We start from the raw sequence: 12,003 nt of genomic DNA, 5'->3' as shown, positions 1-12,003 counted from the left end.
ATCGTGCATTACACAATAAAGGTGCGTTTTGCGTTTGACTAGAAATTCAGATTCTTGCCTGTATGAGAAGCAAGCGTTATTATGGTTATAACAAATACCTTTTGTTATAACTTACTCTAATGAAACTTTGAGGAGGAAGAAACAATGGCCATGACAGAAAGACGCATTACGAAAATCGGCAACTCGCTGGGGTTGACGCTGCCAAACGATGTGCTGAAAGCAATGAATGTCAAAAAGGGCGATGAGGTACAAGTCGAATTGGTTGATAATCAAATCGTCATCAAAAAAGTGCCGAAAATGATTCCGCTTCCGGACGGTGTCCCGTTAGATTTCTTCGACAGGCTCGAAGAAGAAATGGAAGCTCATCATGAAGCATTAAAAGGACTCGTTGACCGATGACCCTTTTTTTCCTGACAGCAGAGATGGCGATCCTGATTAACCAGAAAGTGATTCTCGAGCATTCTGCCGATGAGCAGACCGGTGTAAAGGATCACGCGTTATTGGATTCAGCTTTAAAAAGACCACAGCAATCTTTGTTTGGTCAAGATGCTTACCCAAGCCTCTATGAGAAGGCAGCCGCATTGTTAGAGTCACTGGCTCAAAACCACGCTTTCCATAATGCCAATAAACGTACGGCGCTGATGTGTACAGCACTCTTTTTCCGCTACAACGGATACGTTCTGCGTTTTCCGGCAGCTGCAATTGAAGAGGATTTTGTGGTGGATGTCGTGAACCACCGGTATACAGTGAAGGAAATGAGTGAAATTTTGCAACAGAACACCACCAAGAGCTCGAGCTGACGAATCGCTGCCAGTGGAACCGATTGGCGCCGCCTTCGACTCCTCAAAATTACAGCAGTTCCCAAATGGTCCCTGTGTCAAACACAATTATAAATATTTAATTATTTAGATAATTATTCCCAATCCAAAGCCTTAACTCCCCGCTGCATCAGGCTTTGGACTTTTGGGTCTACATATTCCGTGAATAAACTGAATCTTCTTCAACACAGGGGCGCGATTTCTTCAAAGAAAAAATAACAAAAATGCCTTTCCGGCAAAAAATCGGAAAGGCATTTTCTTTTCTAAGAAACCAGGTGTGAACTATTGGACGCTTACTTCCCCATAAACATGTTAAAACCGCATCTCGAAACCGTTGGGGTTCATGGATGCGGCATTTTCGGTATGCAATTGTTGTGCATAGATTGAATTGTCTCTGACACAGGGGCGCGATTTTAATTCCATAGGAAAAGTAGTTATAACTTGTTTTTCAAAAAAAACATCTCAATATGTTGCTTAATTTCACTTATTAATATGGGTGATTTCCCTATTATTATCATCAAGAATATTGTCGTAATTATAATAGTAGATGCAGAAATAATTAATTTGAAATCTGGAAATACTATAAGAAATGGAAGAATACTTACAACTATCCAAAACAAACAGAGAAGTATAGCAGATTTTAATATTACAGTTACAATACCCTTCACATATATCCCCCCGCAGCTGTCAAAATATTAAGCACCACTAAACTGCATAAAAATCCGTAAATAGTAGAAACAACATAAGAACCATACTTATATCTTCTCTTGTTAATTTCTTCATCTTTCATGTTTTCGTTTGTAGTAAAATATTTTCCGATTATCCATTTAACTATCCAAACTGCACACAAAATAATTAATAATCCCAATGCAAGACCTAATACAATCATATACTTATTCATAAGAATTTGTTCTCGCGTAGGGTCTAATGGAAGCTCTCTTCTTTGTATATTGATTGACTCAACTATTAATATAACTACTGATGCAATAGCAAAATCAATACCAATATCCCAATCCTTTAAATTAAAATCTTTAATCTCACCATGCCTTATCTTTAATTTTATAAATGGTATACAAATTGTCCCAATTAACGGTAAGATAAAACCAATAAATATAGGTTTATTAATCAATTCAAAAATCCTATCTAAAAATTCAAGTAAAATTAACAGAGACACTACCTCTTTTCTAAGAGATTGATTTTGTGGGTTTTACGTATTTAGAAAAGCAACTCTCTTTTTATTTTAGATAAATCACGGTATGGGTATAGATAATTAATAGTATATGTAAAAGAGAAGATGAATATTCATATTCATCTTCTCTTTTAATGTTATACATTAGTAAATTCAACTGCGATTTTACTCTTATATTGGAAATGCCATCTTTGAAATCTAAAAAGTTCCAAGATGGCATTTCTTTTACAAGATTCTTTTTTACTTAGTCGCTACTTTCTCTTCTATTAATTTCTTCTCAAACAACTCCAACAACTGATCTCTCAGCTCTGGACGCTTCAAAGCAAATTCAATCGTCGTTTCAATAAAGCCAAACTTCTCGCCCACATCAAAACGCTGTCCATCGAATTCATAAGCATAAACAGACTGGACTTCGTTTAACTTCTGGATGGCATCTGTCAGTTGAATTTCTCCACCTGCACCATATTCATGCTCTCCTAAGTATTCAAAGATTTCTGGTGTCAAAATATACCGTCCCATAATTGCATAATTGGATGGCGCAGTTCCAGTTGCTGGCTTCTCGACAAATTTGTTCACTTCAATCAATTTTCCATCAACTGATACTGGATCGATGATGCCATAGCGGTCTGTATCATCCTCTGCCACTTGTTGCACACCGATGACACTCTTGCCCGTCTTTTCATGCTGGTCCATTAATTGCGCCAAGCATGGCTCATCGTTTTCAACAATGTCGTCGCCCAATAATACAGCAAAAGGTTCGTTACCGATAAATTTACGTGCTGACCAGATGGCGTGTCCCAAACCAAGCGGTTGTTTCTGGCGAATGAAATGAATTTCTACTTTAGAAGTTTCTAAAACAGAATCCAACATTTCTTGCTTGCCTTTTCTCATTAACGTGTCTTCCAATTCAAACGCATGATCGAAATGATCTTCAATTGCACGTTTGCCTTTACCAGTTACGATAATAATATCTTCTATACCAGAAGCAATGGCTTCTTCAATAATGTATTGAATCGTCGGCTTATCGACGATTGGCAACATTTCTTTTGGCATTGCTTTTGTAGCTGGAAGAAATCTCGTTCCGAGTCCAGCTGCAGGGATTATCGCTTTTTTCACTCTCATCATTGCACCCACTTATACTTTAGACCTTACTAATTAGTCTTATTTTTTTGTAAAAAAATTGAACTGCTTATCGAAAAAAATTATGCCTTTTTATAATACTCACAGTACCAATCCGTAAATTGCTGAAGTCCTTCTTCAATAGAGGTTTTCGGTTTAAATCCAATTGCTTCTTCTAATAATTTTGTAGAAGCATAGGTCGCAGGAACATCGCCTGGTTTGATCGGTTCGAACTTCTTCTTAAATTCTATGGTTCTACCAAGACTTTTACTTAGGCATTTCTCAAGCGTCTCAATAAATACCATCAGTTTTTCAGGACTGCTGTTACCGATATTAAAGACTTTATGTGGAACCTCGCCTGTTTCACTTGGCTGGTTAGAAAGTAAACGTTGAATACCTTCTATAATATCGTCTACATACGTAAAGTCACGGTATAAGTCATTTTTAAAATCTCCGTTATTAAAGATTTTGATTTCTTCATCTGCAAACAATTTATCTGTAAATCCAAAGTAAGCCATATCGGGACGTCCCATTGGTCCATAAACTGTAAAGAATCGAAGTCCTGTTGCGGGAATTTTGTAAAGATGACTGTACGTATGAGCCATTAATTCATTGGACTTCTTCGTCGATGCATACAAAGAAACTGGATTATCCACAAAGTCAGTTTCCTCGAAAGGTACTTTCTTGTTGGCTCCGTATACAGAACTTGAAGAAGCATACAACAAATGATCAACTGGATAATGACGGCATGCTTCCAAGATGTTATAAAACCCAATGACATTGCTTTGAATATAAACATCCGGATTTTCAATCGAATACCGAACGCCAGCTTGTGCTGCCAAGTTCACAACGATATTTGGTTTATATTTTTCAAAGAGATTAGTAACTAGTTCTTTATCAGAAATATCACCTTTAATAAATATGAACTTCTCATTTGATTCTAACTCGCTTAAGCGATCATGCTTTAAATTTACATCATAGTAATCATTGAGGTTATCGATACCGACTACATGACAACCCAATTCCAATAACCGTTTTGAAAGGTAATAACCAATAAATCCAGCTGCACCAGTAATAAAATATACTTTATTAGAGTCTAGAGGCTTGTAACTCAAGTTTTCTCAACTCCTTAAGTGCATCTTGGTTTGCAGGAGCTCTACCAACTGAATAGTATTCTACTCCAGCTTGTTCCATCTCTTCAACACTGTGAAGATTACGACCATCGTAGACCAATGGAGTTCTCATCAATTTTTTATAAACTTTTGCATCAACAGCTTTAACTTCTCCCCACTCAGTAAAAATGAAGCATACGTTTGCATCTTCTAAAGCATCTTCAACACTTGATACGTATTTAATGTTGCCTTTACCATTCTTGCCCTCAGGAAAGACTTTAGCAAAGTTTTCTGAACCAATTGGATCGTAGGCATAGATATCAGCACCCTGGTTTAACAACAATGGAACATTTTCCAAAGATGGAGCTTCTCTTAAGTCATCTGTTCCAGGCTTGAAAGTAAGGCCTAAAATAGCAACCTTAAGACCATTAAATGTAATTAGGCGTTTACTAGCTTTTTTATACATCAAAGTCTTTTGATCTTTGTTTACATCAATCGCAGCTTTGACTGTCTTCAAATCGTAGCCATTTTGAGTGGCCAAATATTCAAGAGCCTTCGTATCTTTAGGGAAACAAGATCCACCATAACCGATACCTGCATTTAAGAATTTGCTGCCGATCCGATCGTCAAAGCTCATTCCTTTAGCTACATCCTGAACATCTGCCCCAACTAGCTCACAAAGATTTGCTATATCGTTCATATAAGAAATTTTCAATGCCAAGAAGTCATTTGAAGCATATTTAATCATTTCTGCAGACTTTCTATTTACTGACACGATTGGTAATTTAAATGGCTCATAAATTTTCTGCAAAAGATTTTCTGCCCATTCGCTTTCAGTACCAATAATGATACGTTTTGCATTCAAAGTATCATGTACTGCAGACCCCTGCGCTAAAAATTCAGGGTTTGAAGCCACTTCGACTCTAACATCGTTAATCAAAAAATCATGAATAAACTGTTCTACCTTATCATTTGTGCCAACTGGAACTGTAGACTTTACAACAACTAAACAATCTTTTTCGATATTTTCAGCAATTTGTCGAGCGACAGTTGCTATGTATGAAAGGTTCGCAGATCCATCTTCATTCTCAGGAGTTCCTACACCTATAAAAATTGCATCTGCATCTTTATAAGCTGAACTATAATCGGTAGTGTACTTAAGTCTCCCTGCTTCGTAGTTCTTCTTCATTAATTCTTCTAAACTTGTTTCATATATTGGTGACACTCCTAATTTCATCAAGTTTACTTTGCTCTCATCAATATCCACACATACTACCTGATGTCCTCTTTCAGCAAAGCAAACTCCTGCCACTAAACCAACGTATCCTGTACCGGCTACTGCTATTTTTTGCATAGGTTTATCTTCTCCTAATAATAGACATATTGCAAACGACATAAATCAAGGCATCTTAATCATATATAGATATATCAACTATTTCTTTTATATTGTAGTTCTCTAACTCTTTTCAATAATTTGCCAAGAGGCCAAGTGATAAAAATTAACAATTTGAGTGAGTTTTCTTTTTTCTCCAAAGCACTTCTTAAGCTAATTCTAGCTTTGCTCGCAGCATATGATAACCTTAGTAAACTTTTGAAAACTACAAGTGGTTTTAAATGATGATAATGTTGTGTGGTTTTTAAAATCATTTCTTCCGATAAATAAATTCCTCTTGGATGTCTTTCTGTAGTAAAAGGACTACTTAATGAATCGCTTGTTCCACGATAATATGTTCTTAACGGTTCATTGATGAAAATAGTTTTGTATTTCTTAGCAATTTGAAACCAAAAATAATCTTCAGTTATAAATTTAACTTCATTTGGAAAATTTTCAAAGAAGAACTCTTTCATCACACTAGTTTTTAAAATCCCCCATTTTTCTCCGTAAACATTGTACTTATAGCTAATTTCAATAGAATCAGAAATCATTGGAGAAGAAGGATATTTATTTCCAACAATTTCTTTAGTTATAGAGTCTTTACACAAACAGGATACTCCACTTATAAGATTCTTTTTTTCCTTAGAAATTTCATTATAACTGGTTAAAAATATTTCAATTGTATTATTTTCAAACCTATCATCACTATCTGCTATTAAAAACCAGTCATATTTAGCTTTTTTTAAACCGAATATAATTGCTGATATCTTACCACCATTATTTTTTTTATAATAATGAATTGGAAAAGGGGCATCTTTCTTCCATTCATTAATTAAACTTTCTGTATTGTCTTCAGATCCATCATCTATAACAATCCATTCAAAATCTAATATTGTTTGTGATATAAGACTTTCATAAACTCGATGAATAACGTGCATTCTATTATAGGTGGGGGTAAAAATACTTACCTTACTCAATATATGACACTCCTCAATTTATAGTCTTTTTATAGGCTATAATCATTCCTATTAAATAAACTGAAGCTCCCAATATCTGAGCACCAATTAAACCCTCTATATTAAATAATGGAATTAATATTGCTGCAGAAGTAATTAATACTAGGCCTGAGACTATGGCAGCATTCCTTAATCTAGTTCCGTTGCCTTTAGCACTAACAAACTTATTAAAGTAATCTCCTAGACCCATCATGGTATAATATACCAATAAAATATTTGTATAAGAAATTGCTTTTACATATTCATATCCTATCAAATTGATAACGAAGTAATTTAATAAAATAAAATAAAATAGGTTTGCCAGTAAACTTATAGATAGTGTAATGAAAATTTCTTTTTTTTCTATCATTCTAGCATCAACGTTTTTCTTAAATTGAACAGTACCTAAAGTTGAAGCGACAAATGTCATCGGAGCAGCAAAACTAAGTCCTAAAGAATACAAAGCATAGTTTTCTAATCCTGAAGTTCCAGCTATTAATAAACTAAGTAATTGTGCTGCCGTTACGCTTAATAAAGAACCTATATATAATTGTAATCCATAAGATTTATTTTCAGATAAGATAATTTTGATATTGTCGAAAATTCGAATTTTCATGCCATAATCAAACATAAAAAACAAAGTAATAGAATTAAAAATTATATATACAAATATCGTAAGATAGGCTTCTATGCTATTTTCTAACAGTAGCATTATAATAAAAAATACAGCCATTAAAACTTGTGGAATCACTGTCAAAAGAGTGTATTTCATCATTTTGTTTTCGCCTTGTAATCTTTGCTGTGAAAAGTATTGAAACAATAATACAAAGACAAAAATCGAAGCTAAAAGGATATACTCTGGGAATTCATTACTAAATAAAATATCATTTATGGTTGCAATAGAATATACACCAATAAATACCAATAGTGAGATGATAAAAAAGATTATTAATCCAGCAGAGTTTAAATTTTTCTTTTCTGAATTTGTACTAACTAATGCAAATTGTCTGCCAAATGTATAATGTAATCCCAAATGCGAGAGTGTAGCAAACATTTGTAATGCTACAATAAAAGCTTTATAAAAACCAAATTCTAATGGATCCATAATGTGAGTGGCTGAAATACTAACTATAAACCCACATCCTAAAGCTATTACGCTACCACCTAATACTATAATATACTGAAAACTAACTTTCCCTTTAACCCCGCTCATTTTTCATACTTCCTTCCTGTATATATATACAAGAATATTAAAAGGAGTGTACCAAAAAGAGCTGCTCTTGATTGAAAAATCTGTGCATTTCCAGGAAGATAAATTGCTAAAATGAAAAGTTGAGATAGTAAGGCTAAACTATATATATCGCCATATTCTCTATACCTTAGCTCAACACGTTTTATTATATATCCTAAAAAAAACATAATAAAAGGAAGTAGCCAAAAAGAAAATGCAGATGCAAACCAAGTATAAGCAGTAGGCCAATAAACCCCATTAGGCCACCCATATTCTACTTCTATGCGCTCCATATATGTATTTTCATTTACACTTATACTCGTGTATTGCTCTGTGTATTCTATAAGTGCTCTTGAAAAACCAATACCGTAGGTGTTTTCAAAAGGAAGTTCTAAGGCAAAAGCTAACCCAGTATAACCATGAGAAATATAGGCCCCCATCCGATCTACGACCTTTAAAATTGTATCGTTTTTTAAAAACATAATATCAAATATTGTATTTGCTCTAAGATCTGCAAATTTGCTGTAAGGATTCTCAAATGTAGAAGCTTGTGTATCAGTAGAATCATCTCTTATTTGCTGAATTACCCCAAATATTATAATAAATGATATTACTAACACAGCAATGTTCCTAAATAATTTAATATTACTAAATAAATTATTTGTTTTTTTATTTTCTCCCTTTTTAACTAATAAAGATAAAATTAAAATAATTACTATATCTCCTATAGGTTTGCTTACACCCATATTTAAAGAAGCGAGAATATCAATAGTAATAGTAGTTAAAAAAATTATTTTTTCTACTTTTGTTAGCTTGTTAAAATAAATAAAACCAATTGGATAAGCAAAAAGTGTAAGACCCCAAAGAATAGTTCTTAATTGCATTATGAAAACTGATTCTTCGGTCGTAAACGATAAACGCTCATAATAATTTTCTCCTAATGAAGAAAAGATATTACTTATATCAAAGCTTCCTAAGACTGTAATTACCCAAGCAATTTGGAATACGATAATTGAGAAGCAACTTATCAAAAAAACTTTTCTTTCTTTTTTCATAAAACCAACACTATTATAAAGATGGTTATTTCTGTGAGAGATAGCAAATCGGTATTTAAAATTATAACCAATATTTAGCGCTAATAATAGCAACACTAAATATATAAATAGCTTTAGATTGGAAGGAATAGTCCAATCATATCTTCCAAAGAAATAATATATAATCGTCATTATCAAATATAAATTAATTACTTTTATTAAGACTTTATTTCTTTTCATACCTAACATTCCAACATCACTTTGCATATATTTTCTACACCAAATTTTTCGATTGCTAACTTTTGTCCTTTTAATCCCACTTGCAATGCTTCTTCGTAATTATCAATCACTTCTATTATTTTCTCCCCAAATAAAATTGGTTTATTTGGTTCAACTAAGAAAGCATTAAGGTTGTCTGTCAAATACTCTACAATATCACCTGTTTTAGTAACAACTGTAGGAGATCCTGACAATAAATACTCTCCTAATTTGATTGGGAACCCAGCCTTAGAATACTCCTCAGCAATACGTGGGAGTAGCATAATCCCTCCTTGACTAAGTTTATTTGGAATTTCTGAAGCATGAACTTTACCCAGCCATACAATATTATCTTTTAAATCTAATTTAGATACCAAGTTTTTAATATCGGCTTCTAATTTTTTTTCTACAAAATCTCCAATAACATACAATATTGCATTAGAATACTTTTTCTTAACAATACCAATAGCTTCTATTAAATTAGTCAATTCTTTTTTATAGTTAAGTGTCCCCATATATATTAAAGATTTTTTGTCTCTTAAATGAATTAAATTTTTATACATATCTTCCTCCACTACAATTGGGAGAACTTCTATATTTTTAGGATATCCAAAAGAACGAACCTGCTCTTCCAAGTAATTAGTAATGACAATCATTGAAGAGAAATGTTTATATATAATTTTCTCTTTTGCTTTCCACAGAAAGAATTTGGTTCTTTGCGTGTCTGAAAAACTTGACTCTGTTTTTATACCAACTATATCGATTTTTAAATATTTACATGTTATTTGAATAAGAAATGTAGAAATTAGAAAATCCGGCGAATAAAAAAACACTCTATCAATTTCATTTTTGTTTAAAAAAATGTATTTAATAGTTCTACATAAAGAAATGAGATAAAGTATATGTCTCATTATTACATTACTACTGGTAAAGCTTGTTTTAGACATGTATTCATACTCAATACCTTCAAAGTTTCCGTCACTTATAGTATTAAGTGATTTCTTATCTTCTTTGTATTCAGATGGCCTTAGTAATAAAATCACTGAATCATATCCTAACTTCATAAAACCTTTGCCGTATTTACGCAAAATACTCGCTGCTCCGTAACCATTTGGAAATCCGGATCTGGCGGTAATAAGAACTGCTTTTTTCATCTTTTACCTCCATTAAAATGTGTTCTACCATGCTAATTTTGCTCAATAACTTCACTGAACTTATTTTTACAAGTTTCATAATCAAAATCTTTTGCTCTTTCTAAAGATTTCTCTTTGTAATACTCTCTTAAATCTTTATTTTCTTTTAACAGAATCATGGCTTTAGCTAAGTTCACTTCGCTTTCTTCTAAAACTTCTGAATCCCAGTTTTCCTTCATATCAAAAGGGGGCACTAATACTCCATAATCTGTCAACTCTGTTAAACTAGATTTTGTAGAAAAATCGATATTAGTATTCAATATTTCCCTTGGACCAGAATTGCAGTCAACTGCTATTATTGGACACCCACATACCATGGCCTCTGCCATTCCATTGGGAAACCCTTCGAATAATGAGGATAAAACATATACGTCACTTTTATTAATAAAACTAAATGGGTTTTCCTGTGAACCTGTAAAGAGTACATTTTTTTCAATATCTAATTCTTTAACAAGTTTTGCGGCTTTTCCATCCATTTCATCTCTTCCAACAATAACCAATTTAGCTTCGGGGATTTTCTCTTGAACAACTTTAAATGATTTTATTAGATGCCAATATCCTTTTTGATACATATTTCTTCCTACGCTTACATAAAAGAACCCATCTTCAAAAAATGAAGAATATTCCTCTTTAATTTCCTCTACTTTTAATTTTTCGATTTCTAAGATATTGTAGGGGTTGTAAATTGTTTTGATTTTTTTAGAAGTTATCTCATAATTTTCAATCAAATCTTTTTCAATAACTTTTGACACTGGAATTATATAATCTGCCTTAGAATATACACTTTTCATCATTTTTCTCATAATTTTTGACGTCGTATTATAGTCATAATTTCTAATTGAAATTATCGTTTTACAGTCTTTAATATCCGAGAAAACATTCACTAAATTCGGACTATCCATAAAACTAATAACCACATCTAATTTAAATTCTCGTTTAATTTTTTTTAATTTATAGGCTCGTCTGAAAGGCAAAGTTGCTTTTTTTACATTTATGCCAGGTTCGGCTTTAACCCCTAGATTAAGTAGCGTTCCCTTTAAATCATACTTCATATATGTATCCTCAAAAACAATTACAAATATATTATATTTTTCCGATAGAATATGAGATAATCGGGAAACGACTCTTTCAGCGCCACCTTCGTTGATAGATGGTATAAGCAAGCCTACATTTTTCTTCATCATTTTTCCTACCTTTCAATCTGTTTAAGCTTTCTAGCAGGATTTCCTACATTAATTGTTTTAGCTTGGATATCTTTTGTTACAACACTACCTGCTCCAATAACGGCATCATCACCAATCGAAACTCCTTTTAGTATTGTCACGTTTGCTCCAATCCAGACATTTCTTCCAATATTAATAGAAGAAAGAATATACTGTTCATCCCCTAATTTAGTTGAGTGATCATGATCATATATACATACATTGGGTCCAATTGTACAATTATCCTCAATTTTTATATACTTATGAGATACAATATTACAATTTCTGTTTATAAATACATTTTTCCCAATTTCTATATTCCCTCCTTCAACATGGAGGAGGGTTTCTGAGAGAATATTTGCTTTTTCGATTCTTAGCTTTGATTCTTTTCCTTCTACTATTATTTTTACTTTCGGCCTTATCAACTGAACTTTACCGTATTTAATTTTTCCTGAAGTAACCATGGCTTCTAAAGGT

11 protein-coding genes and 2 pseudogenes are annotated in these 12,003 nt (G+C 32.8%); 2 read left to right on the top strand and 11 right to left on the bottom strand.

All coding sequences use genetic code 11. The features are described 5' to 3' along the window. The first annotated feature begins 144 nt into the window (after positions 1–144). A complete protein-coding gene (locus IRE19_RS01905; RefSeq protein ID WP_203339126.1) occupies positions 145–399 on the top strand; it encodes an AbrB/MazE/SpoVT family DNA-binding domain-containing protein in 255 nt (84 codons plus the stop codon). Then, on the top strand, positions 396–800 hold the full coding sequence (locus IRE19_RS01900) for a type II toxin-antitoxin system death-on-curing family toxin (protein ID WP_203339125.1): 405 nt from the start codon (positions 396–398) through the stop codon (positions 798–800). Before IRE19_RS01905 ends, IRE19_RS01900 begins: the two co-directional genes overlap by 4 nt. Before the next feature lie 682 nt (positions 801–1,482). Here IRE19_RS01900 and IRE19_RS01895 read toward each other — a convergent pair. From IRE19_RS01895 to IRE19_RS18550, 11 genes and pseudogenes are all read right to left on the bottom strand, one after another. Beyond that, positions 1,483–1,947, bottom strand: coding sequence for a hypothetical protein (locus IRE19_RS01895; protein ID WP_203339124.1), 465 nt, complete (start codon positions 1,945–1,947; stop codon positions 1,483–1,485). A gap of 300 nt (positions 1,948–2,247) precedes the next feature. Beyond that, positions 2,248–3,132 (bottom strand): UTP--glucose-1-phosphate uridylyltransferase GalU, encoded by an 885-nt coding sequence (gene galU, locus IRE19_RS01890; protein WP_203339123.1) that lies wholly within the window; start codon positions 3,130–3,132, stop codon positions 2,248–2,250. A gap of 77 nt (positions 3,133–3,209) precedes the next feature. Then, positions 3,210–4,241: an SDR family NAD(P)-dependent oxidoreductase gene (locus IRE19_RS01885; RefSeq protein ID WP_203339122.1), complete on the bottom strand. Its 1,032-nt coding sequence runs from the start codon at positions 4,239–4,241 to the stop codon at positions 3,210–3,212. Beyond that, on the bottom strand, positions 4,216–5,592 hold the full coding sequence (locus IRE19_RS01880) for a UDP-glucose dehydrogenase family protein (protein ID WP_203339121.1): 1,377 nt from the start codon (positions 5,590–5,592) through the stop codon (positions 4,216–4,218). The genes IRE19_RS01885 and IRE19_RS01880 overlap by 26 nt, the downstream gene beginning before the upstream one ends. Before the next feature lie 74 nt (positions 5,593–5,666). Next, positions 5,667–6,590, bottom strand: a complete 924-nt coding sequence (locus IRE19_RS01875) for a glycosyltransferase family 2 protein (protein ID WP_203339120.1) — start codon at positions 6,588–6,590, stop codon at positions 5,667–5,669. 13 nt (positions 6,591–6,603) lie between these two features. Further along, positions 6,604–7,821 (bottom strand): lipopolysaccharide biosynthesis protein, encoded by a 1,218-nt coding sequence (locus IRE19_RS01870; RefSeq protein WP_203339119.1) that lies wholly within the window; start codon positions 7,819–7,821, stop codon positions 6,604–6,606. Next, a complete protein-coding gene (locus tag IRE19_RS01865; RefSeq protein ID WP_203339118.1) occupies positions 7,818–9,140 on the bottom strand; it encodes a hypothetical protein in 1,323 nt (440 codons plus the stop codon). Before IRE19_RS01865 ends, IRE19_RS01870 begins: the two co-directional genes overlap by 4 nt. Then, positions 9,116–10,285 (bottom strand): glycosyltransferase, encoded by a 1,170-nt coding sequence (locus tag IRE19_RS01860; protein WP_203339117.1) that lies wholly within the window; start codon positions 10,283–10,285, stop codon positions 9,116–9,118. Before IRE19_RS01860 ends, IRE19_RS01865 begins: the two co-directional genes overlap by 25 nt. Positions 10,286–10,317: 32 nt before the next feature. Then, positions 10,318–11,508: a glycosyltransferase gene (locus IRE19_RS01855; protein ID WP_203339116.1), complete on the bottom strand. Its 1,191-nt coding sequence runs from the start codon at positions 11,506–11,508 to the stop codon at positions 10,318–10,320. Positions 11,509–11,543: 35 nt separating this feature from the next. After that, positions 11,544–11,678, bottom strand: a pseudogene (locus IRE19_RS18555) (DapH/DapD/GlmU-related protein); the annotation flags it as partial. A 30-nt stretch (positions 11,679–11,708) separates the two neighbouring features. Continuing rightward, positions 11,709–11,990: pseudogene (locus IRE19_RS18550) on the bottom strand (acyltransferase); the annotation flags it as partial. Positions 11,991–12,003: the final 13 nt, after the last annotated feature.

Origin of the sequence: Planococcus beijingensis (assembly GCF_016820615.1) — a bacterium.
GTDB lineage: Bacteria > Bacillota > Bacilli > Bacillales_A > Planococcaceae > Planococcus > Planococcus notacanthi.
This window is presented reverse-complemented; position numbering and strand designations above follow the sequence as displayed.

What these genes read in the sequence shown, in the direction of transcription:
- IRE19_RS01905 (WP_203339126.1), top strand. Translation starts at nt 145, where the DNA reads ATGGCCATGACAGAAAGACGCATTACGAAAATCGGCAACTCGCTGGGG.
- IRE19_RS01865 (WP_203339118.1), bottom strand. Translation starts at nt 9,140, where the DNA reads ATGCAAAGTGATGTTGGAATGTTAGGTATGAAAAGAAATAAAGTCTTA.
- IRE19_RS01880 (WP_203339121.1), bottom strand. Translation starts at nt 5,592, where the DNA reads ATGCAAAAAATAGCAGTAGCCGGTACAGGATACGTTGGTTTAGTGGCA.
- IRE19_RS01870 (WP_203339119.1), bottom strand. Translation starts at nt 7,821, where the DNA reads ATGAGCGGGGTTAAAGGGAAAGTTAGTTTTCAGTATATTATAGTATTA.
- IRE19_RS01860 (WP_203339117.1), bottom strand. Translation starts at nt 10,285, where the DNA reads ATGAAAAAAGCAGTTCTTATTACCGCCAGATCCGGATTTCCAAATGGT.
- IRE19_RS01900 (WP_203339125.1), top strand. Translation starts at nt 396, where the DNA reads ATGACCCTTTTTTTCCTGACAGCAGAGATGGCGATCCTGATTAACCAG.
- galU (WP_203339123.1), bottom strand. Translation starts at nt 3,132, where the DNA reads ATGATGAGAGTGAAAAAAGCGATAATCCCTGCAGCTGGACTCGGAACG.
- IRE19_RS01855 (WP_203339116.1), bottom strand. Translation starts at nt 11,508, where the DNA reads ATGATGAAGAAAAATGTAGGCTTGCTTATACCATCTATCAACGAAGGT.